The organism is Pseudanabaena sp. Chao 1811 (assembly GCF_027942295.1).
GTDB lineage: Bacteria > Cyanobacteriota > Cyanobacteriia > Pseudanabaenales > Pseudanabaenaceae > Pseudanabaena.
On record NZ_CP101416.1, the window covers coordinates 78,166 to 103,381 of the forward strand.

21 protein-coding genes are annotated in these 25,216 nt (G+C 42.1%); 10 read left to right on the forward strand and 11 right to left on the reverse strand.

Annotated elements, in window-relative coordinates; all coding sequences use genetic code 11:
- Positions 1 to 271 precede the first annotated feature (271 nt).
- A complete protein-coding gene (locus NMG48_RS00320; RefSeq protein WP_271253501.1) occupies positions 272 to 1,327 on the forward strand; it encodes a DUF1176 domain-containing protein in 1,056 nt (351 codons plus the stop codon).
- A 48-nt stretch (positions 1,328 to 1,375) separates the two neighbouring features.
- Here NMG48_RS00320 and NMG48_RS00325 read toward each other — a convergent pair whose 3' ends face one another.
- The gene (locus NMG48_RS00325) at positions 1,376 to 2,287 is read right to left on the reverse strand and encodes a TIGR04168 family protein (protein ID WP_271253502.1); all 912 of its coding nucleotides are present in this window, start codon (positions 2,285 to 2,287) and stop codon (positions 1,376 to 1,378) included.
- 135 nt (positions 2,288 to 2,422) lie between these two features.
- Here NMG48_RS00325 and NMG48_RS00330 point away from each other — a divergent pair, with 135 nt between their 5' ends.
- A complete protein-coding gene (locus NMG48_RS00330; RefSeq protein ID WP_271253503.1) occupies positions 2,423 to 3,373 on the forward strand; it encodes an amino acid ABC transporter permease in 951 nt (316 codons plus the stop codon).
- A gap of 47 nt (positions 3,374 to 3,420) precedes the next feature.
- Entirely contained in the window at positions 3,421 to 4,893 is a 1,473-nt protein-coding gene (locus NMG48_RS00335; protein ID WP_271253504.1) for a DASH family cryptochrome, read from the forward strand.
- A gap of 122 nt (positions 4,894 to 5,015) precedes the next feature.
- On the opposite strand, the gene NMG48_RS00340 is transcribed toward NMG48_RS00335, so the two are convergent.
- The 7 genes from NMG48_RS00340 to NMG48_RS00370 form a co-directional block, all read right to left on the reverse strand.
- A complete protein-coding gene (locus NMG48_RS00340; protein ID WP_271253505.1) occupies positions 5,016 to 5,711 on the reverse strand; it encodes a hypothetical protein in 696 nt (231 codons plus the stop codon).
- Entirely contained in the window at positions 5,708 to 6,178 is a 471-nt protein-coding gene (locus tag NMG48_RS00345) for a phycocyanin (protein ID WP_271253506.1), read from the reverse strand. Before NMG48_RS00345 ends, NMG48_RS00340 begins: the two co-directional genes overlap by 4 nt.
- A 134-nt stretch (positions 6,179 to 6,312) precedes the next feature.
- On the reverse strand, positions 6,313 to 6,690 hold the full coding sequence (locus tag NMG48_RS00350) for a hypothetical protein (protein ID WP_271253507.1): 378 nt from the start codon (positions 6,688 to 6,690) through the stop codon (positions 6,313 to 6,315).
- A 1-nt stretch (position 6,691) separates the two neighbouring features.
- The gene (locus NMG48_RS00355; protein WP_271253508.1) at positions 6,692 to 7,423 is read right to left on the reverse strand and encodes a V4R domain-containing protein; all 732 of its coding nucleotides are present in this window, start codon (positions 7,421 to 7,423) and stop codon (positions 6,692 to 6,694) included.
- Between the two features lie 67 nt (positions 7,424 to 7,490).
- The gene (locus NMG48_RS00360) at positions 7,491 to 7,997 is read right to left on the reverse strand and encodes a 2Fe-2S iron-sulfur cluster-binding protein (protein WP_271253509.1); all 507 of its coding nucleotides are present in this window, start codon (positions 7,995 to 7,997) and stop codon (positions 7,491 to 7,493) included.
- Between the two features lie 7 nt (positions 7,998 to 8,004).
- Positions 8,005 to 8,856: a hypothetical protein gene (locus NMG48_RS00365; RefSeq protein ID WP_271253510.1), complete on the reverse strand. Its 852-nt coding sequence runs from the start codon at positions 8,854 to 8,856 to the stop codon at positions 8,005 to 8,007.
- A 398-nt stretch (positions 8,857 to 9,254) separates the two neighbouring features.
- Positions 9,255 to 9,695 carry a 2Fe-2S iron-sulfur cluster-binding protein gene (locus NMG48_RS00370; RefSeq protein WP_271253511.1) on the reverse strand — a complete coding sequence of 147 codons (441 nt, stop codon included), beginning with the start codon at positions 9,693 to 9,695 and terminating at the stop codon, positions 9,255 to 9,257.
- Between the two features lie 135 nt (positions 9,696 to 9,830).
- Between NMG48_RS00370 and NMG48_RS00375 the strand changes: the two genes are divergently transcribed.
- Both NMG48_RS00375 and NMG48_RS00380 read left to right on the forward strand, forming a co-directional pair.
- Complete coding sequence (locus NMG48_RS00375; RefSeq protein ID WP_271253512.1) at positions 9,831 to 13,952, forward strand: cache domain-containing protein; 4,122 nt, start codon at positions 9,831 to 9,833, stop codon at positions 13,950 to 13,952.
- Positions 13,953 to 14,016: 64 nt separating this feature from the next.
- Positions 14,017 to 15,813 (forward strand): EAL domain-containing response regulator, encoded by a 1,797-nt coding sequence (locus NMG48_RS00380; RefSeq protein WP_271253513.1) that lies wholly within the window; start codon positions 14,017 to 14,019, stop codon positions 15,811 to 15,813.
- A gap of 103 nt (positions 15,814 to 15,916) precedes the next feature.
- Here NMG48_RS00380 and NMG48_RS00385 read toward each other — a convergent pair whose 3' ends face one another.
- Complete coding sequence (locus NMG48_RS00385) at positions 15,917 to 16,855, reverse strand: NAD(P)H-dependent glycerol-3-phosphate dehydrogenase (RefSeq protein WP_271253514.1); 939 nt, start codon at positions 16,853 to 16,855, stop codon at positions 15,917 to 15,919.
- Between the two features lie 295 nt (positions 16,856 to 17,150).
- Between NMG48_RS00385 and NMG48_RS00390 the strand changes: the two genes are divergently transcribed.
- The gene (locus NMG48_RS00390; protein WP_126386129.1) at positions 17,151 to 17,648 is read left to right on the forward strand and encodes a bifunctional nuclease family protein; all 498 of its coding nucleotides are present in this window, start codon (positions 17,151 to 17,153) and stop codon (positions 17,646 to 17,648) included.
- A 33-nt stretch (positions 17,649 to 17,681) separates the two neighbouring features.
- Here the strand turns inward: NMG48_RS00390 and NMG48_RS00395 are convergent, their stop codons facing one another.
- On the reverse strand, positions 17,682 to 18,854 hold the full coding sequence (locus NMG48_RS00395) for a helix-turn-helix domain-containing protein (RefSeq protein ID WP_271253515.1): 1,173 nt from the start codon (positions 18,852 to 18,854) through the stop codon (positions 17,682 to 17,684).
- A 250-nt stretch (positions 18,855 to 19,104) separates the two neighbouring features.
- Entirely contained in the window at positions 19,105 to 19,839 is a 735-nt protein-coding gene (locus NMG48_RS00400; RefSeq protein ID WP_271255301.1) for a pseudouridine synthase, read from the reverse strand.
- 300 nt (positions 19,840 to 20,139) lie between these two features.
- Between NMG48_RS00400 and NMG48_RS00405 the strand changes: the two genes are divergently transcribed.
- The 4 genes from NMG48_RS00405 (at position 20,140) to NMG48_RS00420 (ending at position 25,213) form a co-directional block, all read left to right on the forward strand.
- Complete coding sequence (locus NMG48_RS00405; RefSeq protein WP_271253516.1) at positions 20,140 to 21,822, forward strand: ferredoxin--nitrite reductase; 1,683 nt, start codon at positions 20,140 to 20,142, stop codon at positions 21,820 to 21,822.
- A 52-nt stretch (positions 21,823 to 21,874) separates the two neighbouring features.
- Positions 21,875 to 23,209, forward strand: coding sequence for a CmpA/NrtA family ABC transporter substrate-binding protein (locus NMG48_RS00410; RefSeq protein WP_271253517.1), 1,335 nt, complete (start codon positions 21,875 to 21,877; stop codon positions 23,207 to 23,209).
- A gap of 83 nt (positions 23,210 to 23,292) precedes the next feature.
- Positions 23,293 to 24,222, forward strand: coding sequence for a nitrate ABC transporter permease (gene ntrB / locus NMG48_RS00415; RefSeq protein WP_271253518.1), 930 nt, complete (start codon positions 23,293 to 23,295; stop codon positions 24,220 to 24,222).
- A 154-nt stretch (positions 24,223 to 24,376) separates the two neighbouring features.
- Positions 24,377 to 25,213, forward strand: a complete 837-nt coding sequence (locus NMG48_RS00420; RefSeq protein ID WP_271253519.1) for an ABC transporter ATP-binding protein — start codon at positions 24,377 to 24,379, stop codon at positions 25,211 to 25,213.
- Positions 25,214 to 25,216 lie beyond the last annotated feature (3 nt).

A 25,216-nucleotide genomic window follows, 5' to 3' on the forward strand; every position in this document is an offset into this window, starting at 1 on the left:
TCTTAATTAAACATAATTCTTTATTGATAGAAGGAATTAATCATAAGGCTAGAAAACGATATAGCGTATACCAATCTAGTGAAGTACAGGGTTATGTCCCTACCTTCGGCGAGGACATAACCCTCTGTACATCGCTTGCTTGAAAAGCGCTATATAGGAACTTATCTCCACAGATAAATGTCAATAATTGAATAATTCATAGACAATATTTAAAGAATATTTGCTTGACTATTATTATTTAGTGAAGCTTAAGACATAAGGAGCAGGACGCATGTTGCCAAATCGACTCGGTTTAATGGCTGTGATGGTAAGTTTGACATTTCTAGGATGTGCTAATCCCGATGCGACTAGTTCATCACCATCACCGATCGCGAGTACTACGACCACAAAAGCTGTTACTTCACCTACTGCTTCCACTTCAGAAGCACCCAAAGCAACTACTGAGCCTAAAAATGCGGCGGCAAAGGCGATCGCAGTAGGTGATATCAAAGAGCTTGACGATAATAGTACCTGTGGCAAGTCTAAAGTCACTTATGCTTATGGTGAAACCTCTAATTATCGAGTTTACATTTGTGCGGATGCTAGCGCACCAGAGCGTCCTCGCTATTACATCAGTCGCAACAAAGATGGTAGCGGTGGTCTCAATATGGAAGCAATGAATTACAATCCCCAAAAATCTGGATCAATTGAATTTAAGAATGATGGATATTTGTATACGCTCGAAGCGCCAACCACCCAAAATCCTGAGCCTGTTTTGCGGGTGACTTTCCCAAATGGCAAATTGAATGAAGAGCAGTTATTGAGATATCTTGCTCGAACTGGTAACTCCAATTCTAGTACTGCTAGTTCTACTGATCCACTCCTATATGTTCTGGACAATCGCGAAAGTCTAGGGGTTTGCAAGGATAATTTCCGTGCTGAGGATGGCAAGAGAGGCATGGGTTCTAAAGCTTTCCAGATCTCTGACAAGAAGTATCTAGTCCAGATTCAATGCTTTTTAGCGGCTTATCAGGGTGCGTTTGAATATGTACTTTGGATTGATGATGCTCCTAAACCCCGTGCAATTCCATTAGAGTTTGATAGTTTCCAAGAAGGAAAGAATGGCGAAAAGCCCAAACGGATTACCGATCGCTCGATCGCTGGTGTGCCTAGAGTAAATGTGCGATCGCAGACTCTCACCAATTTCACTAAGTTCCGTGGTGTTGGTGACTGCGGCTCGTCGGCGATTTATAAACTAGAAGGCGATCGCATGGTTTTACAGGAGTTTCGCGCAAAATATGAATGTGATGGGAAGTATGTACAGGATATGCCTGTGATTTATCCTTAATTCTTAAACCAAAAGAGTGGGGCGCAAATCGCCCCACTCTTTTGGTTATTACTTTGCTACAAATAGAATATCTTCGCTAATTACTTTCAAGAGAGCGTCAAGCCAGACAATCGATATCTGGCTAACTCGTCCAGATTCTAAGGTGACAAGCGAGAAATTCCGATAATATCCATCATTGGTTTGGACAATTCTGGGAGTCAACGCCGAATTGAAAAAAATTGTCCCCATGTCGTTAGTAGCGATCACCTCACGTTTACGATTTTTATTTAGACGTAAATGATGGTGCATATGTCCAAAGGTGGCAAAGGGAACGGATTTACCCATTTGATAGGTTTTCGCGATTGCCTCCGCAAAATCAGGATCGCCATAGTCGCCGCCAATTGGTTTCCAATCCTTACCACAGATCGAATATTCTTCTTTACCCAGTCCAGAGGGTCCATTATGACCTAAAAAGATCACGGTGTCATGCTTAGTATTGCTGACAGATTCCGTAATCCTTTGCGTCGATTCTGCAAAGCTATGTACTTGATAGCGATCACGATAAAAATTTTCCTTCTTCCATTTAGAACTTCCCCAACTAAAGGGACGCGCACCAACTACCGAGAGATCGAATTCAGGGAAATCAAGCCAACTGTAACCGACATGGAGTTTCCCTAAGATATCTAATTGCTGTTGAACGCGATCTTCTTTAGTTCGATCATAGGGACATTGTTTCTTTTGAGAATTTTTACTATGAGGATCGGAGGCGCTATACCAAGCGTCATGATTTCCCAAAATAATTGCCTTGGGCAAGTCTAAATCCGCGATCGCCTGTACAACTTCTACGGACTCATTGCCAAAATCACCCACAAATAGAGTTAAGTCAACTTGCAATGTATGTAATGCTAAACGATCTTCGACGGATTGCCACAGGTCATGAACATCGCCAACTATAGCTATTTTGATGGATGACTTGGGCATAATTTCAGAACAGGCTTTTCACCTTGATGCACCAAGTATACTAGACTTAAAATCCTAAAGAGTAATGATGGGCAGTAATAATCACCATCCATCATTAATCAAAAACTTTAATCCATTTTGGGAGTGCTACAAGCAATGTCCGCTAGTAATGGGAAGTTCACCGCAAGCATCAAAGATCGTTTCAATCAATTTTGGAATTGGCGCACGATCGCTCAATTGATTTTTTTAGTAGTTGGTATCACTTGCAGTATTTTGGCTTGGAATACCCTAGCTAGAAACATGCGAAGTTCAGGGCTGGCGATTAGTTTTGACTTTCTTGGTGATCCTGCTTCCTTTGACATTGCCGATACCCCTTTCCCATACCAAGCTTCCGACAGCTATACCCGTGCGTTACAGGTGGGCTTGATTAACTCGCTGAAAGCAATCTCCGTCAGCATTATCTCCGCAACCATAGTTGGTATTACTGTAGGAATTTCTCGGCTCTCGACTAATTGGTTACTCAAACAAATTGCCCGTGTTTATGTGGAAATCCTCCGCAACACACCATTATTGTTACAACTATTTTTCTGGTATTCGGCAATCTTTTTGTCGCTTCCCTCAACTAGCGATCGCATTTCCCTTGGTTTTGCCACCCTTGCTAAAGATGGATTAACGATTGCAGCTCTAAAAATGACCATTAGCTCTGAGTTTTGCGCCCTTGTCTTAGGCTTGACCATGTTTTCTAGCGCCTTCATTGCCGAAATTGTCCGAGGGGGGATTCTCTCAGTCCCCAAGGGACAGACAGAAGCAGCCAAAGCACTGGGCTTAAGCAATTTCCAAACTATGCAAAAGATCGTCTTGCCGCAAGCATTACGGGTGATTATTCCATCGCTAACTAGTCAATATGTAAACATTGCCAAAAACTCTAGTCTAGCGATCGCGATCGGTTATACCGACATCTATCGCATTGCCTCCACAACGATTAATCAAACGGGTAGACCCGTCAATGTCATTTTGATTATCATGGGAACCTACCTTGCGATGAGTCTGACTATTTCCGCCAGTATGAACTTACTTAATCGTCAATTCCAAATTGTAGAAAGATAAATTTTAGTAGAACAAGGGGCTTCAGCCCTTGTTGCTGATAGGTAAGTATGACTAATCAAAATATCTTAGTTTGGTTTCGCAATGACTTGCGATCGCATGATTGCGAAACTTTATGGCGAGCATCTCAATTCGCTCAGCAAACGGGAGCAACAGTATTTCCCATTTATTGTTTTGATCCGCGTCACTTTGGCGAAACATCCTTTGGTTTTGCGAAAACAGGGACATTTCGCGCCAAGTTTTTAATTGAGTCTGTGGCTAATTTACGGGAGAATTTGCGATCGCTTAATTCTGATCTTATTGTTCGTATTGGTAAGCCCGAAGATATTTTACCAAAATTAGCCCAGCAATGGGGAATTACTTCTATCTATTACCATGCAGAAGTGACAACGGAAGAAAAATCCGTAGAAACGAATCTTCTGACTGCTTTAAATCCACAAGATATTGCAATAAAAAGCTTTTGGGGAAACACACTATTACATCCCAACGATTTACCCTTTGCGATCGCACAACTGCCTGAACTATTTACCCACTTTCGCAAACAAGTAGAAGTTGATTTTACAGTTCGGGATGTTTTCCCCACACCAACTCACCTCAGTCATCTACCTCATCACTTTGATGTTGGCGAAATTCCAACTCTATCGATATTAGGACTAGTAGAACCTGTCCCTTGCGATCGCTCAGTTTTAAAATTTTGTGGTGGCGAATCTGCTGCGATCAAACGTCTAGAGCATTACTTTTGGCAAAGCGATCGCCTACAGGTTTACAAACAAACCCGCAATGGCATGTTGAATGCCGATGATTCGTCCAAATTTTCACCTTGGCTAGCTTTGGGCTGCATCAGTCCGCGCTATATCTATGCTCAAGTCAAGCAATATGAGAGCGATCGCCTTGCGAATGACTCAACTTATTGGCTGATTTTTGAACTTCTCTGGCGCGATTATTTTCGATTTGTAGCAGCGAAACATGGAGACAAATTATTCTATCGCACAGGTCTACGCGGTATGAATATTCCTTGGAAACAAGACTGGAAGAGATTTGAACTATGGCAAACAGGACAGACAGGTTTTCCCTTAGTTGATGCGAATATGCGTGAACTTCAGGCTACTGGCTTTATGTCTAATCGGGGGCGTCAAAATGTAGCTAGCTTTCTTACCAAAAATCTAGGTATTGATTGGCGAATGGGGGCAGAATGGTTTGAATCACTTCTCATTGACTATGATCCTTGCAGCAATTGGGGAAATTGGAACTACACTTCAGGTATTGGCAATGATGCTAGAGGTTTCCGTTTCTTCAATATCAATAAGCAATCGCAGGACTATGATCCTCAGGGTGAATATGTGAGACATTGGCTACCAGAACTTGCAGCTCTACCAACTAGTAAAATCCATCAGCCTTGGCAACTACTAAAGGTTGAGCAAAAACGTTTTCATGTGCATCTCGGTGTTGATTATCCCCATCCCGTGGTCGATTTATTTGCCTCTGCAAAAGTCAATGAAGAAATTTATAACTCTGTCCGTTGATTAACGTGAGTTCGATAACGCCCATTTGCGCGGCGCTTCGCGCCGCGCAAATGGCAGAAAATGGGAAGAATCGCTTAGCGATTCTTCCCATTTTCTGCCAGCTTAACCCGAAATGACGTTATTTAATTGGCTGTTAATTTTTCCAAAATATCCGTCGTGCGTAATCCCTGCTTTACCCAAGGCTCCACCTGTTGGATCTTGCTGTTTACTCCCACAATGAAGCGTGTGTAATTGTCCTGCATAGGAATAGAAGCATCTAGAGACTGCGTAGTACTTACCTCAGCTTGTTCTGACCAATCCGTAGCACAGGCACGAATATCCTTCCCTGCCCAGCGGGAAAACCATGCAGCAATAAATCCTGCTTGGAGCTGATGCCAAGGCAAATTTCCTGACTGCAAGCCAATTTCACTACCTGTAGTTAATACCGAATTTTCGGTCGTAACTACAATCAAGCCATGTTGGCGATGGCTAAAGTCTAAGGTCAAAGTTCCCATGCCGTGGACAGTCCACAGTTGACGCATCGTAGCCAAAAACTCCACAGCATTAGTTGCCATAATCGTTGCGCCTTTATAGGACTCGATCTCACCACGAATGTGATCATAAAAAGATCCGCCCCAGCCAAAGCCAAAGGTATAGAGTGCCAAAGTTCCTGCCTGTCCTGCTTCAGACTGTAAAGCGCGATGGATACTTCGTAACAAAAAATCTGGTATCGCAATGAGGCGATCGCCTTGACGAGTAGACAGTAAACCCGTCGCAGGATCGGACTTAACATAAAAACGAGGCGAGAAATAATTTCCGGGAATTGAATTATTCGTCATTGGCTTAACCATTGGTGAGCGATCGCAATGTAGGGCAGTAGCAAATCTGCATTTTCTTTAGGCAGATTTTCCTGAACAGATTTTTGTAAAGAGCGATAAACAAAATCATTAACTCGTTGATTTTTCAAAGCGATCATGATGTTCTGCATCCAGTACAGCAAACGATCTTTGAGGAGTTCCTCATCCTGCAACAACATCGCGGTGGCACAATAGCGCAGTACCAAGGCCATATCCCGATTGCACTTGTTACCACCATCAAAAGTCACCTTTGCTGCCACATCAGGAGCGGTAACTTGGATCTGCTGCATCACCTGAGCGAGGATGGCATTTTCCTCTACTTGAATCAGATCGTAGGTTTTGCGTCGTAGTTGCCAAGAAGCGATCGCCTGATCCAAAGTTCGCAAATCCTCAGGTGCAATGTATGAGCCATCGGCGCGGTCTAAAACGTTTTCTAATAAAGTAAGCATAATTATAAAATTATTGAGAAATTAACAATTAAATTAATATAGTGATTGTTTAGTTTTGAGTTTTATTTTGCGGTAACGAGCCATAAACAAAGCCTGTTGTTAGCATCGATAAAAATTCCTGACAAACTCTCAACCTAAGCCTCAGGAAAGTTAATCAGTAAATCTTCTAGTAAAGTGAGATCCTCCTCCTTCACAGGCAAAATTTCCTCACTCTCCGCATTCCATTCAATTTTCTGAATAAACTCCCTTGTAGTCAAAAACTCCAAATCTTGCATATCTTCTAAACCCAACAAAAAAGGAGTTGGACGAGAAACAACGCTTACTTGCCTACTATTTAGATAAGATTGATCATACGTTTCGGCATCGTTGTTCTGCGATCGCCCCGACGGCTTAGGATGATTGCGATCGAGCGCGAACAGGTTTCTAAACAATCTCAGAATTGATCGCCCCAACCTGCCCAAACGTTGGAGCGCATTCTTAAAAAACTTACTGCTGCGATTACGCTTCCTCACCTCAAATACCTCCTGTCTCCATGGCTTGGCTGAGACCATTACTATTGGAGATATCCTGATCTAGCAGTCTTTGCTCAATCTCTTGGGCAGTAGCACCAGAACTTAACCAAAACTCTGCTGCCTTAATACGAGTCTCAGACCCGATCAAAAACCGACAGAAGTTATTGCCCATGGAATAGCATTGAATTTCGGTACTACTCAATCCACGATTTAGCATTACCGAAAAGAAACCCGCCAGTAGGCCTGCATAAAGAAAACATACGGGCTTACCAATATTCCCCATCGACTTAGCTACCGCAGAATCAAATAGATCGATAAAAATGAAACCTTCACGAATAGAGCTGAGATCGACATTCCACTTTCCCCAACCTTGAGAAGTTAATGGCCACCACCAAGTTTCTAAAGCAAATTTGAGACTTGATTTGTTAATACTGAGGTGATAATCCCTCTCGAACCAAATTTTAAAATCTTTAGCATCCTCAGTTCCCCAATCCTTACCAATTAAATACATCAACCAACCAGAAGCTTCCCCCACTTCATGCTCTAGCCCCTTAAGCAACGACACAATAAAATCATCACTTGCTAATACATATTTGTGGTGATTCCAGTCATGAATTTGTCCCCTAGATTGATCAAATTTAAAAAAAGTATGGCGACTAAAATGACAAACTTGAGATAAAGAAGTCAACGAAATAAGCGTTTCCCCGTTAGGTATAGTGTTTGATTTTGGCATTGGAACTCCTTACATTTGCGTAGATACGAATTGTGAATCCTGAAGTTTTGTCTAAACAGTGACTGCATTACCTATTTAAAACTTTAGATTTCTCCGAAGGCAATAACATTTGGCTTAAATCAGCCGTAAAGGTGGAATCAATTTCAGTCATCTTTTCTAAAGCCGATCGCAAAATCAGCTTACCTTCCTCAACTAAAACCTCACCAGTCAATGGATGGATTAAATTTTGTTGAGCGCGTTTCCCAATTAAGCTTTTTAATTCCCCAAGCGAGCCTATATACATTCCTTGAGGGACTTCGATCACCAGCCCATCTTGCAAAACCCTTGCTTGACAAGCCAAACGCGAATTTTCCTTAGAGGTAGTGATAAAGCTCAGAGTTAATATTTCCTGTTCACTTTTGGGACTTAGAGCCTCTTTGCCTGATTGAACATATATATGACAGGTTGCACATCGCCCCTGACCACCACAGGCTTGAAGTACATTCATTTCTTGTTCCAGCAAAACACTAAGCAAAGTACTTTCGGTTGCGACCTCCACCTCTTGATTTAATGGTTGTAATTTTATTTGTTTCACTTAGATCTCATTCAACGGGGGAAATTAGCTTAGCAACATCAACAGATATTGCCTTAGATTGCAATACCTGAGAGAAATCAATAATAACCCGTTCACATTCCTTTAAGAAAGCTCTGACCCATGTTTGGACATCCTGCAATTGTTCAGGAGTCAAGGGAGCAATCTGCTCAGAAATAAACGGACAACTGACTTGACCTTGATAATCAACTTGCCAATATTCCAAAGAAGGATGCAGATTCACAAGACTTTCATGACTTTTTCGCCAATAGTTACCGATCGCTAAAGGTCCCAGATAGCCAGAACTATATTTAGTTAAACGGTTGAGGGCTACTAGCGTTGCTTCCCATGTCAAGGTGTCAGGATTGGTTTGGGCTACCAAGGGAAAAGCTTGATCAACAGGCTCTTTTTTAGCGTTAGAAGCATAGATAAGGGTTTTTAAGGCATTGTGAACTAAGGATTTCTGCAATAAGTGAACATTTTGAGGATGAATACTCACCACATCATGAACACCACGGGCGATCGCCCATTCCCGAAAAAAGTCACTAACAACTGACTGTTCAACTAGCAAAATTATCGGCAAATTTTGCCATTGCTTGAGACAGCGTCGGCATACCTCTAGCCAATTCAAATCTTCTAATTTACCTAATAAAATTAGGTCAGAAGACTGTCTGGTGATCGTCTGCTCTAACTGTTGATAGTTAGAACATAGATCAGGAATCCAACGATTATCTTTTTTGATTTCTTGAAGAAGTATCTGGGATACACTTGGTTGTGATTCAGCTAAAGCTAAGTGAATAAGCGGTTTTTTGGGATAAGGCTGATCAACTAATTCTTCAAAAAAAGAATCTGAGTTATTCATCTTTAACGTCTGCATTTGCGGCTTTTATAATGTTTTATTAAATTTTGAATGATATTCTAGTGTTTGAATTTAGATTAGTTAAATGATTAATGTGATAAAAATAAAAAATAAAAAATTAGAATAGTTAATATTAAGAAATAGCCCCTCATCTGCAACACAGTTTCCTTCGGTTACAGCAAATCAAAAAACCGACTTATCCTGAAATTCAGCAGAACAGTATGTAGTTAATTTACTAACGTTGAGAAATGCTATAGATAAAAGTTAATAGTAATCTTGTCACAAATCTATAATCCGTTAAAAGATTGACTGCGAAAAGTTAAAAAAAATATGTAATTTTTAACACTAAGGATAATAAAGCTAAAGACTTGCTTTGTAAGCCTTTAGCTTTACGGATTAAATCAGGAGTCACTCAGCAAACTTTCTAGAATTTCTTGGGTAATCAAAGCCCCTTCTTGGACTAGCAACTCTCCTGTAAGGGGATGATGGATATTACGTGGGGCAAGTCGATTTTTTAATCTTGCAAAGATTTGCGCTAATTTTTTATCAGCTTTATTATCTAAATGAAAAACGACTCCATCTTCTATTACTGAAGCTTGGCAAGTGAGACGGTATAGAGAGATATCTTTGCGCGTGTTTTTCAGGGTTACTTGCTCTAAGGTTTTCATCGGACTCAGGCTACTTGCCCCATCAAAAACCCTCAAGGCACAAGTACCACAGGTTCCTTGTCCACCACAGGTTGCGGCTAGTTCGACCTTGGCATGTTTGAGCGATCGCCACAATCCATTTTTGGCAGAGACATTGATTGTGATTCCTAGAGGTTCGAGTTTAATGCGAGGCATAGAGCGTAGATTGGGCCGAAAAGGTTTTAAAAAAGTTATTAAAAAGTCAGGGCGCTAAATTCGGTCTGGATAATACGACCTTAGAATAGTAATCATATCCTAGGCTCCATGCGTAACTAGAAAGTTATTTTGTTTATGAGCGATCACTTACTATTTCCAGATATTGCTCACAAAAAGCATAGGTTATCTCTGCGATGTATGCTGATTTGTCAGTTTGTGATCTTGATTGCAGGCATATCAGGGGTAATGGCATGGATCTCTTGGCGCAGTGAACAGGAAACGATCGCAAATTTAGTCGGACAGCTTCAAAATGAAATCAGCGATCGCATTGAGCAAAAACTTACCTCTTATCTCGAAACTCCCCATCTAGTTAATAAAATTAATGCTGATGCAGTAAAGCAAGGCATTTTAAAAACTCAAGGTCGATCTAGTGAAATCTATCTCTGGCAGCAAATTCAAAATTTTCCTACGGTTTGTTGGATTTATTATGGCGGCGAAAAGGCAGGCGAATTTTTGGGAATTACTCGATTAGAAAAGGATCAGAACATATCTCAAAAATATCCAGATCCAGCGCGATCACTACAACTCGCAATTAATATCAATGGCTTCCAACGTTACTATTACAGTCTTGATCAACAAGGCAATCGTCTAAGCCTAAACGGAAAGCCCGAATTTTATGATGCGCGTCAACGCCCTTGGTATCAGGCTGCCTTAAAAACAAATAAACCAACTTGGAGTCAAATTTATCCAGACTCTACTTTATCTGATCATGTAATTACTGCGAGTTTGGCTGTTTATGATGCTAATGGTGAAAGGATAGGGATTTTAGGTGCTGATATCTCTTTGGAAAATATTAGTCAATTTTTAAGGGAATTACGCATAGGCAAGTCGGGTCAAGCTTTTATTATTGAGCCATCAGGGTTATTAGTGGCTAGCTCAACTACGGAAAATCCCTATGCGATCGCTAACAATCCCACCAAGCCCCAAAGACTATCCTTTAAAAATAGTAATCAACCGATGATTCGGGCATCGGCTCAGCATCTAGATCAACAGGTTGGAGATTTAACCAAGATCAAAACCGAACAGAACTTACAGTTTTGGGCTGACGGAAAACAGATATTTCTCAAGGTAATGCCCTATCGAGATGAACGGGGGATTAATTGGCTCATCGCTGTAACCATGCCTGAGTCAGACTTTATGGAACAGATTAATGCCAAACGGCAAACAACAATTTTGATGACTTGCATTGCTCTCGGCAGTGCGATCGCTTTAGGGATTTTTACAACTCAATATATTAATAAATCACTGCGGCGACTGACTCTAGCAAGCCAAGCCCTAGCAAATGGAGAATTAGATCGGGAAGTTCCCTCTACCAGAATCGAAGAACTAAATATCCTCTCCCAAGCTTTTAATCAAATGGCTTCTCGCCTCAGACAATCTTTTGCCGAGTTAGAGAGTATCAATGAGGGCTTAGAAGATCAAATTGAAGAACGGACATCAGCATTACGAGCATCGGAATCAAAGTTTAGAAGTTTAGTTGCCAATTTCTCAGGTATCGTTTATCGAAGTACCTACAATCAAGATGGGAAGATGGAGTTTTTGGGCGGTGCAGTCACAGAAATCACAGGCTATTCATCGACAGATTTTATTAATAGTCAGACAAGAAGCTGGAAAAGTATTATCCATCCAGAAGATCAAGAAATGGTAGAGAGAATCATCAATGAAAGCTTGGTCTGTAGAGATTCCTATAGCTTAGAATTCCGAATTATTAATGCTCAAGGTAATATTCGCTGGTTATATGAAAAGGGACAGGGAGTATTTACTGAAGATGATCAATTACTCTGGATCGATGGAGCAATTTTTGATATTAGCGATCGCAAACAAGTAGAAACAGAGCTATTAGAACGGGTACATCTATCAATTTTGATGGCAGAAATTGGTTCTGCATCCACTCAACTCCGTACATTAGAAGAAGTTCTGCAATCCTATGTAGAATCTCTATGGCGGCATATGAACATTGCTTTTGCCCAGATTTGGATCGTTAATGATCTTAGAAATGGTTTGGATCTATATGCCAATGCAGGACATTACAATCATACCGATAGCGATCGCCTGCGGAATTTGATTGCCAAGGATAAAATTTGGGCAATTACACAGGGTAATTTTCAGCCATTGTTAACGGATCAAATCTTAACAGACTTATCGGCAGAGGATCGGGAATGGTTACAGAGCGAGAAGATTGCCTCACTTGTTGGATATCCCATCATGCTGAGAGAGAAGGTGATTGGGGTCATGCTTTTGATTTCTGAGTCACATTTAGATACTGATATCCAATCTATTGATGCAGTTGCTAATGCGATCGCTTTAGGTATTGATCATAAACAGTCCGAGGAAAAGCTTAAAGTTACTAATGCGGAAATGCGCGCCTTATTTGCAGCTATGGATGAGGTGATTTTAGTCCGCGATCGCTCAGGCAGAATTCTCAAGATCCCTGAAACACGCAAAAAACTAGGTTGGCTAACCCCTAGCCAAGTTCTTGGTAAACTTCCTTCAGAAATATTAACTCCCGAACTATCGGAGTTATTTGTCAGTACGATCCAACAGGTGTTAGAAACCCAGCAAACATTAAATATTGAATATAACCTCACTGATACCGAGCAACCAATTTGGTGGAATGCGAGTATCTCTCCCATCGATCAAGAAACAGTAGTTTGGGTAGCCCGTGATATTAGCGATCGCAAACAAACCGAACAGCAACTCAAACAGGCAAAACAAACCGCCGAAGCTGCAAGTCAGGCAAAGGGACAATTTTTAGCAAGTATGAGTCATGAACTGCGAACACCCCTAAATGCGATTTTGGGTTTTGCGCAACTCATGGCTCGCGACACTTTACTCAAGGACACCCATCGCTCTTATCTCAAAATCATCCATAATAGCGGTGAGCATTTATTAGAACTAATTAATGATGTTTTAGATATGTCCAAAATTGAATCTGGACGGATCACCCTAAATATCACTAGTTTCGATCTACATCATCTGCTCGATACGCTCGAAAAAATGTTTCGACTCCGAGCAAACGATAAAGGATTGCAATTAATTTTCAAGCAAGCATCAACACTTCCGCAATGGATTAGTACCGATGAAGGAAAGCTACGCCAGATCTTAATCAATCTATTAAGTAATGCTGTCAAATTTACCAATTTCGGATCTATCATTTTATCTGCCAATATAATCTATTCATCAGAGACTCCAACGGAGAAAAATCTTGGATCGCAAATAGAGCCCCTAGCAGAAAATCCCCAAGATCAAATTATCTTGAGATTTACCATAGAAGATACTGGTGAAGGTATCCCCTCAACGCATTTAGAAAAAATATTTGAAGCCTTTGAGCAAAGTGATCTAGGAAGACAGGCTGGGGAAGGCACTGGTTTGGGTTTACCAATTAGTCGTAAGTTTGCCCAATTTATGGGTGGCAAGATCATTGTGAGCAGTAAATTGGGGCAAGGTAGCATTTTTCAGGTAGATCTGCCAGTGCATATACCTAAGATTTCAGGTTCATCCAAACATTTAAGCGATCGCTATATTATTGGCTTAGCCCCCAACCAATCTGAATATCGCATTCTCGTAGTAGAAGACCGTTGGGAAAGTAGGCATCTGCTAGTCAAATTATTAGAATCTGTAGGTTTCCAAGTGCGAGAAGCAGAAAATGGGGCAGAAGCGATCGCCATTTGGGATGAATGGGAACCACACCTGATCTGGATGGATATGCGAATGCCAGTTATGGATGGCTACGAAGCTACCCGCCAAATTAAAGCCCATCTAAAAGGACAGGCAACTGTAATTATCGCCTTGACTGCCAGCGCCTTGGAAGAAGAAAAAGCCATTATTCTATCGGCAGGTTGTGATGATTTTGTGCGGAAGCCTTTTCGCGAAGATGTAATTTTAGACAAATTGACAGAATATTTGGGCGTATCTTACCTATACGAAACCGATACCGAGCATCACAATCGAGAAGTGGATAACCCTGATCTAGATACATTAGAAGATGATCTCAAGGTACTTTTATCGCACATGCCTGATAGTTGGATCGCCCAGTTACATGAAGCAGCAACTCTTGCTGACAATGACTTAATTGCTGATTTAGTTAAGTCAGTACCTCCAGATAACAATTCTTTAATTCAGTCTTTAATCAGTCTTGTTGATAATTTTTGTTACAATCAAATCATTAAATTAACTCAACAAGCCATCAAAGAATAAATGCAAATGTAGTAGCTAGTCATCTAAATCAGCTAACAAAAAACTTTATGGAAACAGCTAACTAATGACTAGAGAATATAGCGGCGATATATTAATAGTCGATGATACACCTAATAACCTGCGTTTTTTATCGACAACTCTGACAGAACAGGGCTATAAGGTGCGTAGTGTCACGGATGGGTTGATGGCTTTGACCGTCGCCCAAGCCGCAAAGCCTGATTTGATCTTGCTGGACATCATGATGCCCAATATCGATGGCTATGAGGTTTGCCAACGCCTTAAAGCCAATGAAAAAACTAATGATATCCCTGTAATTTTTTTAAGCGCTTTAGATGAGGTGCTAGATAAGGTCAAAGCCTTTAGTGTGGGTGGGGTGGACTATATCACTAAACCATTTCAGTTAGAAGAAGTCTTAGCACGTATCCAAACCCATTTAAGTTTGCGATATGCCCAAAAAGAAATCAGTCAGCTAAATTCTGAGCTTGAACAGCGCGTAAGACAGAGAACTGCTCAATTAGAAAAAGAAATTGCTGAGAGATTACAAGCCCAAGAACGTTTATTACATTTAGCGCTCCATGATGTACTCACGGGACTACCAAATCGCACTTGGTTTATGAAGCGCCTAGAGCAGCTAATGCAACAGGTACGACAGCAAACGGGTTATCATTTTGCGGTTTTATTTTTAGATTGCGATCGCTTTCAGTCAGTAAACGACTCCCTTGGTCATCTTGTAGGTGATCAGCTATTAGTTTCGATCTCACGACGAATCGAGCTATGTTTACGTCCGGGAACCATGCTATGTCGTTTGGGGGGGGATGAATTTACCGTATTGCTGCAAGATATCAACAACTCCAATGATGCTGCTAAAGTTGCTCAAGATATTCTAAGTGAGCTAGCATCACCTTTTCAAATTGGGGATTATCAAATATTTACCAATGTCAGCATTGGGATTGTGATGGGTAATGACCTGTACAAACAACCCGAACATATTCTCCGTGATGCTGACACAGCCATGTATCGCGCTAAGGCAAATGGCAAGGCATGTTATCAATTGTTTGAGCAAACAATGCACTGCCATGCCCTAGATAGTTTTCAACTAGAATCTGATCTCAGACAGGCCTTAGAACGCAATGAATTTGTCGCTCACTATCAACCAATCATTAATTTAGGAACTGGCAAAATTGCTTCATTCGAGGCTTTAGCACGTTGGCATCATCCCGAAAAAGGAATGCTTTATCCTGATAAATTTATTCCGATCGCTGAAGAAATGGGACTAGTGATAGCGATCGATTTGTTCATTTTGCGTCAAGCTTGCCAACAATTGCGGAATTGGCAAAATGAGGGAATTGCGGATGCGTCTTTGAGCATTAGCGTGAATCTTTCCGTGAAACATTTCATGAGCTTCAATCTGCTAGAGAAAATTGATCTAATTCTCCAAGAAACAGGAATTGATGGACATTCTCTAATTTTAGAAATTACGGAAAGCGATATTATGGAAAATGCTGAATTTGCAGGCAAAATTATTGAGCAATTGCAAGTTCGGCATATTCAGTTAAGTATTGATGATTTTGGTACAGGTTATTCTTCCCTAAGTTATTTACATCGCTTGCCGATTGATCACCTCAAAATAGATCGCTCCTTTATCATGAGAATTGGTAAAAATGGCAAGAACACCGAAATTATCAGAGCAATCATTGCTTTAGCCCAAAGTTTAGGCATGTGTACGATCGCTGAGGGGGTAGAAACGCAAGAGCAGTTAGAGCAGATTCAAGAATTAAGTTGCGAATTTGGTCAGGGATATTTATTTTCGCAACCTGTAGATGCCAAAATAGCGCGCAATTTACTAAGTAGCTCAGCATAGTTATAAACTTTCTGTACTGATCACTACGCGGGCGGTACAGAAATAGGGGTTTTAAGTTTACTTATACTTGACTACTTAGTGGGAGGTTTTGAAAGCACAGGTTCTAATTTTCTGGTTTGAGATCCCGTTCCATTAACCCTTCCACCGCTTGCTGTAAGTTAATTTCACCCTTAAGTAGTCGAGCAACGTAGCGCGACACAGGCACACTGATTTTTTCACGATCGCTGATTTCCATTAGTACATGAGCCGTATTTACACCCTCAGCCGTACCCTGCACATGGGCGATCGCCTCTTCTAGACTTCTGCCCTGCGCGATCGCATAGCCCACTTGATAATTGCGGCTGAGATTGCTACTACAGGTTGCTAGTAAATCCCCTAAACCTGATAAGCCCCAAAAGGTTTCAGGTTGCGCCCCAAAATAAACACCGACTCGAATAATTTCAATCAGTGATCGCGTGATTAATGCCGATTTAGCATTAGTTCCCAGATTTAGACCATCACAAGCACCAACGGCGATCGCGATTACATTTTTGAGTGTGCCACCTAATTCCACGCCAATCGGATCAGAATTGGTATAGACCCTGAAATTTCGCGATGCAAAAATCGTTTGAATAAACTGAGCCGCAGCTTCATCGGTACTCGCCACCACCGTTGCCGCAGGTTGTCCCGCCATAATTTCAGCCGATAGATTGGGACCCGATAAAACCACCAACGGATGATCGGGCAACAGCGATCGCCAAATTTGCGATGGGGTTTGTCTAGTAGTTGGCTCCAGACCTTTAGTAGCGCTGACGATCACCGCATGGGGCAGCAATTGTGCAGTTTGTAATTGCTCCGCGATCGCTCTGACCCCTTTCATCGATACTGCGGAAATAATTGCATCACTACTACTAGCCACCTCCGCTAGTGGTTGTGGACTTTGACGCGACCAAATTTGGACATGATGACAATTTTTTTTGACCAGACTTGCTAGCGCTGATCCCCAAGCACCAGCACCAATAACCGTAATATTTCTTAAATCTGATTTCAAGTCTGATTTCATGCTGTGAATAGTGTCCTTAAAAACAAGACGGGAAGCCAGATTCCCTATCGTGACGGTGATATAATAACCTGCAAAAGCCTCTCAATTTCTAAAAGCCTTGCTAGTTAGATATTGATCGTCTTTAATTATCAATATCTAAACTAAGAAGGGACGCGCAGGAAAATAAGGAACCGAGCTTCTGTAGTGCGGCAAAAACGCAACACAGAAGATTAGATTCTTTATTAAATCGCAGAACCCTAAAGTTTTTGATTTATGAGGGGTACTTTCACTCATTTCTTGAGGAAGGCGGGCAATAATGATCGAAATGAAGGTGGCTGGGATCGCTATTGATGCGGTCAGCCGTAATCCTATCGTTCTACTGCGAGATACTTTAGAACGGAGAGCATTGCCAATTTGGATCGGTGAAGCCGAAGCCAAGGCAATTATTGGCGCTTTAGATGGCAGACCGTTAGAGCGCCCTATGACCCATGATTTAATGCTGAATTTCTTAGACGCATGGGGGATCACCGTTGAGCGTGTCGTTGTCCATGCTCTTAAAAACAGCACTTTCTACGCAGTAATTACGGTTTCACAAGGAGATATAAAAAAAGAAATTGATGCCCGCCCTAGTGATGCAATCGCGATCGCAGTGCGTGCTAAATGTCCCATTTGGGTTATGGAGGAGGTAATTCTTGAAGCTTCAATCCCTGTGGATCAAGATGCCGACGAAGCAGAAAGAAAAGCATTCCGTGAGTTTTTATCCAAACTCACACCAGAGGAATTAGTCAAAAAAAGTGGGCTAGAAAGTAATTAACAAAGAAATGGGTGCTACGCACCCATTTCTTTGTTAGGGGATTTCGTTGTTAGACATCGATTCTAAAAATCCACGCAGCTCTGTTTCATTAGCTTCAACATTGTTTGGTTGGTTGATTCCAAAGAGCCTTTCCGCAACTTCCCCTTCCTTACCTAATACCTTGATTTGCTGATTGTTATAGCTCAGACCAACAGCCGAAGCATTACCAGCACGAATCGAGATTTGGCGATCGCCTGACCAAGTCAACTTTTTGCCTTCATCAAGAACACCTTCAAACTCAGTCTTACCATCCACAGTGATGCGTAGCCAAGACTGCCCCTTCATCAACAGCCCAATATTAACGGGCTTATTACCGACAAACTCAAACTTACTATTAGCAGCATTTTCTGAACTATTTTGGTTTGCACTATTTTGAAAGGCAAAATTATTTGTCCAAGATTTAGCGGCATTATTGAGACTAGAACTAACTTCCCCAAAAGTAGCTTCAGATGGTGATTTCTTGACCGAATTAAGCGAATTATTGGAGAGTGAATTATCAGTAGTCGTTGCGGCTGGCAAGACATTTGGCGTTGGTACTACAGCTTTAGACATATTCACGGTAGTTGCCATTGCGGAAGAATCCGTAACCGACTGCCTTAATACCTCTAGTCCGCCAATTTTAGGTAATAGATTATCTTGTTCCGTTGGTTTGTTGGCTTTAGGAGAAACGATCTGGGCAGCACTACTTAAAATGGTTTGGCTGTCGTTAATTTTATTAGCCTCTGGCGCATTTAAAAATGTTGCTAACAAGCTCACTGCGCCAGCAATCACACCAACATATAGCGCATACAAGTGTAGGGGACGTAGCTCCGCCGCAGCACTACCTGCCCATTTTTGCTCAGGCAGCACCGAATTGAGAGGAAAATCTTCCGATAGATCGCCAACCCCTAGGGCATTGCCATATTTACGGATAAAACCACGTACATAAACAGGCTCAGGGAGGGACTCTATTTCCCCATCTTCGATCGCTCGCAGGTAGCGTTCAGAAATTAAGGTAGTTGCAGTTAGATGGGGAATCGATAGGTCTTTATCCTGCCGAATACGCTTGAATTGCGCTCCGATTTCTGCTAATTTCTCTGCTTGCTTGGAGGTTGTAATGTTCACAATACTCACGACATATATGAAGAGATTGGACTGACTGGCTTGTAAAATCTGACGCTGAGTCACACCTTAATAGCCACAAGTTCTATATAGAGCGTTGTTTAGATTTGGAGTAAGTTGATTTGGATTTAGTTACTTACCCTCAATCAATATAACATTTTGCAAAGATTTGAAAGCAAACTCTGAACATATAGGGGATAATCCCTAGATTTTGTCATTGCTCACTCAACTATCGAGATCCTCTAAAAATTACCAGAGAGTCCCCCCTTGCATTACTCTTATCTAATTTTAGTATCCTAAAGATCCTTTGCAATCACTACAAATTTTTAATTTCTTGTTCGTTCAATAACCGATAGTTACCAATTTTTAATGAAGCAACCGAAATTGTGGCGATCGCGACTCGATGTAATGCCAAAACAGGATGCCCTAATAGTTCAGCAACTTTTCTAATCTGACGGTTACGCCCTTCTGACAAAACTATCTGTAATTTTGTGCGCGGGTTTTGACGTGATTTTTGAGCTTTATTCTCTTCAACCTGTTGAATGCTGACAATCGCAGGTAAGGTGCGTTTACCTTCAAGGATGATCCCCTCTTGCCATTGCTTAAGAGTTTGTTGACTAGGAATATCTTTAACCCATACTTCATAGGTTTTGGCGACATGGTGACGAGGATGCATCAGATAGTTGGCAAATTCACCATCATTGGTCAAAATTAATGCGCCACTGCTGTTGTAGTCCAATCGTCCTACGGGATAAACATGGCGATATTGAGCTGGCAATAGATCGAGAACTGTCCTGCGACCTTGGGGATCATCACAGGTACAGACTACGCCCGTTGGTTTGTTAAGTAATAGATATACAAATTCTGGGGCATTAGTTTGCAATAACTTCCCATCTACTTCAATGCGATCGCGATCGGGATCAGCTTTAGTCCCTAATTCCTTAACTTGTCTCCCATTTACCCAAACTCGACCTGACAGAATGATCTGTTCTGCGTCACGACGGGAGGCAATTCCATGTCGAGAGAGGATTTTTTGGAGGCGATCGAGCATGAGCAGCAACAGGAAATAGAGAATGACGGGCTTAAGCACCTTGCTCTTTATATTTACACAATGCAAGCATCTATGCGTTTAATGCATGGCAGTATTGCAATTATTAAATAATAGTTAAAAATATGTAGTTGTTTATACGTATTGGGATCGAAACGTTAAGTAGTGTAAACCCTATACAAAGTTTAAATAGCGCTTGAGAGTTAGATATTTGAGATTTTGCACATTTACATACACATCTATATAAATTGCGATCACCTCTATCTATTTATTCATCTCCAGCATGAGCCAAGGATAAATAACATGGCAAACAAAATTGAAGACCTGAAAGCAGCCAAAGATGGTCTTGCCCTTAAAGCCGAAATCGATCGCTTCGCCGCAATAGGTTGGGAAGCGATCGACGACGACGACTTACAACATCGTTTAAAGTGGCTCGGCATCTTCTTTCGTAAGAGTACCCCCGGACGTTTCATGGTACGGATGCGAATTCCCAATGGTTTGCTCAATAGCGATCAGATGCGTGTTCTCGCCTCAGTAGTTGAGAAGTGTGGTGAGCATGGCGTTGCCGATATTACCACTCGCCAGAATATTCAAATGCGTGGCATTCTTATCGAAGATGTGCCTGAAATGTTCGCAAAGTTTCGTTCTGTTGGTTTGACTAGTGTGCAATCGGCGATCGATAACGTGCGAAATATCACAGGTTCACCCGTTGCAGGTATTGATGCCGATGAGCTTTACGATACTCGCGAATTAGCGATGCAAGTTCAGAATTTACTCACCAATAATGGCGAAGGAAACCCTGCTTTTACCAACTTACCTCGCAAATTTAATATTGCGATCGCAGGCTGTCGCGATAACTCTACCCATGCCGAAATCAATGATTTAGCCTTTGTACCTGCATTTAGAGAAGTAGCTAAGACAAGCCCAGTCACGCCTAAGTCAGAAGGACAACGCCCAGAGTGGGATATTCCTTCAGGATTCTGGCATATCTATAATCAGACTCAAGGTAATAGCTCATCAGAGAGTACTGATACAACTGAGACTCGATTTGGATTTAATGTACTTGTCGGCGGATTTTTCTCCGCGAAGCGGGTCGAGGCAGCAATTCCTCTTAATGTCTGGGTTCCGCCTGAAGATGTCGTTGCCCTCTGTGAAGCGTTACTAATTGTTTATCGCGATCATGGACTCCGCGAGAACCGTGCTAAATCGCGATTAATGTTTTTAATTGATGAATGGGGAATTGAAAAATTCCGTGCTGAAGTTGAGAAGCAACTCGGCAAACCATTGGCAACCGCCGCCGCCAAAGATGAAATTGTATGGGAAAAGCGCGATCACATTGGCGTTCATCCTCAAAAGCAAGCAGGATTGAATTATGTAGGGCTGCAAATCCCTGTGGGACGGATGTATGCCCCTGATATGTATGAGTTTGCAAGACTTGCGGATACCTACGGTAATGGCGATATACGCCTTACGGTTGAGCAAAATTTACTGATTACCAATGTCAGTGATCAGCAAGTACCTGCACTATTGCAAGAACCTCTACTTCAGAAATTCCCTGCTAATCCCGACAACCTCATGCGGGGCTTAGTTTCCTGCACTGGTAATCAATTCTGTCCTGTGGCGATCGTGGAAACCAAAAACCGTTCCCTCGCACTCACCAAACAACTGAGCGAAGATTACCATCTTCCTAAAGTTGTGCGGATTCATTGGAGTGGCTGCCCTAACTCTTGCGCCCAGCCACAGGTTGCCGATATTGGCTTTACAGGCTGCAAAACCCGCAAGAATGGCAAGGTTGTCGATGGTGTTGACATTTATATGGGTGGCACAGTCGGCAAGGATGCCCATCTCGGCAAATGCGTCATGGAAAAAATCCCCTGTGAGGATTTGCGCGAAGTTGTCGGCAAGCTTTTAGTCGAACACTTTGGCGCTGTTCCAAAACAACAGGCGATCGCTGAACCTTCAGCCGAATTAGTCGCAATTGGCTAAAAATCCTCAAAATTAGATTCTCAAACCTCAATCAGTTATTACAAGGAAATTCATGAGTACATTCTCTCGTCGCAAGTTTTTAACCACCGCAGGACTTTCTACTGTTAGCGCGATCGCTTTAAATGCCTGTACAGGCGGCGGCGAAGCACCAAAAACTGATACCAAGACTACCACTGCCGCCAGCAAGTCCCCTGAAGCAAAAGTTAGTGCTGCTGATGCCCCTGAAGTCACTAAAGCAAAGCTTGGTTTTATCGCTCTCACCGATGCAGCTCCTTTGATTGTTGCTAAGGAGAAAGGTCTATTTGCGAAATATGGCATGAAGGATGTCGAAGTTCTCAAACAGGCTTCTTGGGGAACCACTCGCGACAACATTGCCCTTGGATCTGATGCTGGTGGTATTGATGGCGCACATATTTTGTCGCCTATTCCCTATTTACTGAATGAAGGCAAGATTACTAACGGCAAAAAAGTCCCCATGTATGTCTTGGCAAGACTAAATACCAATGGACAAGCAATCTCTATTGCCAATGACTTTAAAGAACTCAAAATTGCGCTCAAGAGTGATTCTCTCAAAGATAGTTTTGCCAAGATTAAGTCTAGTGGTAAAGAAATCAAGTGTGCTGTCACTTTCCCCGGGGGAACCCATGATTTGTGGATGCGCTATTGGCTAGCGGCAAATGGAGTCGATCCGAATACCGATGTCAATACCATCGTCGTTCCCCCACCACAGATGGTTGCCAATATGAAGGCTGGTAACATGCAAGCATTCTGTGTGGGCGAACCTTGGAATGCTCGTTTGGTTGCCCAAAATTCTGGCTACAGTGCCTTAATCACTGGCGAACTATGGAAAGATCATCCTGAAAAAGCCTTCTCTATGCGTGCCGATTGGGTTGATAAGAATCCTAAAGCTACTAAGGCTCTGCTCGCAGCAGTTCTCGAAGCTCAAGTTTGGTGTGAACAAGCTGAAAATAAAGAAGAGATGTGTAAAATCATCGGTGCTGATAAGTGGCTGAAGGTTCCACCTGCCGAAATTTTAGGAAGACTGCAAGGTAAGGTTGACTACGGCGATGGTAGAACTCTAGACAATCCCGATCTTGCGATGAAGTTCTGGAAAGATGCAGCTTCCTATCCATTCAAGAGTCACGATCTTTGGTTTGTAACTGAAGATATGCGTTGGGGCTATTTTGATGCTGACACCGATGCGAAGAAGTTGGTAGATAAGGTCAATCGTGAGGATCTCTGGAAAGAAGCTGCGAAGATGATTGGCAAAGAAGCTGATATTCCTAAGAGTACTTCTCGCGGCATCGAAACTTTCTTTGATGGAGTCAAGTTTGATCCAGAAAATCCCAGCGAATACCTCAAAGGATTGAAGATTAAAAAGGCTTAATTATTAACTGAATCTAATTCTCGAACAAGGGGCTTAAGCCCCTTGTCATCATCTTTTCTAAAGCAAATACGGAGATATAAAAAATGGCGGCAGGAAGCTTAAAGTCACGATTTTCAGTTAATAACATAGGCGAATGGTTTCAGAAACAGGCCCGTTTTATCATTCCGCCTGTGATAGCTTTGTTCTTTATTTTGGGAACATGGCAAATACTCTGTTCAGGTAAAACCCCTCCTTTACCACCTCCAAGCAAAGTCTGGCAAGAGACTCAAGAATATATTTGGAATCCCTTCTTCGATCGCGATTATTTTGATGTTAGTGCTGCGGACAAAACCGATAGTCCTGCCCGTCAAGCCCTCAAGGAAAAACTCACCATCGAAAAAGGCTTAGGCGTAAAAACAATGGTCAGTTTACGTCGTGTGGCGATCGGCTATACCGCTTCCGCGATTATTGGCATTTCCTTCGGTATTGCGATCGGTACAAATGTATTTCTCTATCGTGCCTTTGACCCCATCTTCCAAGTTTTGCGGACAATCCCTCCCCTTGCATGGCTACCGATCGCCATGTCCGCCTTCCAAGGTGTCAACGAATCACTGAAATCTATTGGTCTAGACGTTACCGAAGCCGCCGCATTATTCGTGATTTTCGTCACTTCGATCTGGCCGATCTTAATGAATACCGCAGTTGGCGTACAACAGGTTCCCCAAGACTATCGCAACGTGTCGCGAGTCTTGCGCCTAAGTAAGTTTGACTACTTCATCACGATTCTGATGCCCTCGGCAGCTCCCTATATTTTCACAGGTTTACGGATTGCCGTTGGTCTGTCGTGGCTAGCGATCGTGGCAGCGGAAATGTTGACTGGTGGTGTCGGCATTGGCTTCTTTATCTGGGATAGCTACAACAGCCAAAAGAGTAGCGAACTGATTTTAGCTCTGGTTTACATCGGTTTAGTAGGCTTCCTACTCGATAAAGTCGTTTATTACGTCAGCAAACTAGTTGCTCAGTCAGATGCTTAGTTTTTTAGCCGTTAGCTGTTAGCTTAAAAGGCAAATTTTCAAAGTGAATTATGTTTTTAGTAATACACATCCAAGCTAAAAGCTAAAAGCTAATTGCTAAAAGCTAAAAGCTAATCACCCTACCTCACTTAACTCTTTCCCTTAACCTTCTCCTATGCAGACTCTTGATCTTACAGATAATAATCAGCAAATAAATAGAGATCCATTTCTAGTCATGGATGGAGTTTCTAAGGTCTATCCCACACCTAGAGGTCCTTATACTGTTCTCGAAGATGTTAATTTGACAGTCTATGAAGGCGAGTTTATCTGTGTCATCGGTCACTCTGGCTGTGGTAAATCGACACTTTTAAACATGGTGGCTGGTTTTAATAAACCAACCTCAGGCGAAATCTGTTTGCGATCCAAACCAATCGTTCGTCCCGGTCCCGATCGCATGGTGGTGTTCCAAAACTACTCGCTCCTACCTTGGATGACCGCCTTTGAGAATGTCTATCTAGCAGTTAAGCAGGTTTATAAAGAGAAATCTAAGGAAGAAAAAATCAAAATTGCTAAGGATATGCTCGAATTAGTCGGCTTGAGCGAAGCAATGCACAAAAAACCAAAGGAACTTTCTGGTGGTATGCGTCAGAGGGTATCAATCGCCCGTGCGTTATCCATTCGTCCTGAAGTATTGATCCTTGATGAACCCTTTGGTGCGTTAGACGTAATGACCCGCGAAGAATTGCAGGAAGAACTATTAGCAATTTGGCGCAAAAATCGGGTTACAGCACTGATGATCACCCATGAAATTGATGAAGCACTCTTCCTCGCCGATCGCATTGTGATGATGAGCAATGGACCTGCCGCCCATATTGCTGAAATCATCGATGTACCATTTGCGCGTCCTCGCGATCGCAAAGCGATCGCCGATGATCCTCGCTACTACAGCCTTCGCAACTACATCCTTGAATTTCTCTATAGTCGCTTTGCCTTAGCTGATGAGGCTGATTAATTA

What these genes read in the sequence shown, in the direction of transcription:
- NMG48_RS00345 (WP_271253506.1), bottom strand. Translation starts at nt 6,178, where the DNA reads ATGCTTACTTTATTAGAAAACGTTTTAGACCGCGCCGATGGCTCATAC.
- ntrB (WP_271253518.1), top strand. Translation starts at nt 23,293, where the DNA reads ATGGCGGCAGGAAGCTTAAAGTCACGATTTTCAGTTAATAACATAGGC.
- NMG48_RS00330 (WP_271253503.1), top strand. Translation starts at nt 2,423, where the DNA reads ATGTCCGCTAGTAATGGGAAGTTCACCGCAAGCATCAAAGATCGTTTC.
- NMG48_RS00420 (WP_271253519.1), top strand. Translation starts at nt 24,377, where the DNA reads ATGCAGACTCTTGATCTTACAGATAATAATCAGCAAATAAATAGAGAT.
- NMG48_RS00325 (WP_271253502.1), bottom strand. Translation starts at nt 2,287, where the DNA reads ATGCCCAAGTCATCCATCAAAATAGCTATAGTTGGCGATGTTCATGAC.
- NMG48_RS00335 (WP_271253504.1), top strand. Translation starts at nt 3,421, where the DNA reads ATGACTAATCAAAATATCTTAGTTTGGTTTCGCAATGACTTGCGATCG.
- NMG48_RS00320 (WP_271253501.1), top strand. Translation starts at nt 272, where the DNA reads ATGTTGCCAAATCGACTCGGTTTAATGGCTGTGATGGTAAGTTTGACA.
- NMG48_RS00400 (WP_271255301.1), bottom strand. Translation starts at nt 19,839, where the DNA reads ATGCTCGATCGCCTCCAAAAAATCCTCTCTCGACATGGAATTGCCTCC.
- NMG48_RS00340 (WP_271253505.1), bottom strand. Translation starts at nt 5,711, where the DNA reads ATGACGAATAATTCAATTCCCGGAAATTATTTCTCGCCTCGTTTTTAT.
- NMG48_RS00410 (WP_271253517.1), top strand. Translation starts at nt 21,875, where the DNA reads ATGAGTACATTCTCTCGTCGCAAGTTTTTAACCACCGCAGGACTTTCT.
- NMG48_RS00370 (WP_271253511.1), bottom strand. Translation starts at nt 9,695, where the DNA reads ATGCCTCGCATTAAACTCGAACCTCTAGGAATCACAATCAATGTCTCT.
- NMG48_RS00375 (WP_271253512.1), top strand. Translation starts at nt 9,831, where the DNA reads ATGAGCGATCACTTACTATTTCCAGATATTGCTCACAAAAAGCATAGG.
- NMG48_RS00385 (WP_271253514.1), bottom strand. Translation starts at nt 16,855, where the DNA reads ATGAAATCAGACTTGAAATCAGATTTAAGAAATATTACGGTTATTGGT.
- NMG48_RS00355 (WP_271253508.1), bottom strand. Translation starts at nt 7,423, where the DNA reads ATGCCAAAATCAAACACTATACCTAACGGGGAAACGCTTATTTCGTTG.
- NMG48_RS00365 (WP_271253510.1), bottom strand. Translation starts at nt 8,856, where the DNA reads ATGAATAACTCAGATTCTTTTTTTGAAGAATTAGTTGATCAGCCTTAT.
- NMG48_RS00390 (WP_126386129.1), top strand. Translation starts at nt 17,151, where the DNA reads ATGATCGAAATGAAGGTGGCTGGGATCGCTATTGATGCGGTCAGCCGT.
- NMG48_RS00380 (WP_271253513.1), top strand. Translation starts at nt 14,017, where the DNA reads ATGACTAGAGAATATAGCGGCGATATATTAATAGTCGATGATACACCT.
- NMG48_RS00405 (WP_271253516.1), top strand. Translation starts at nt 20,140, where the DNA reads ATGGCAAACAAAATTGAAGACCTGAAAGCAGCCAAAGATGGTCTTGCC.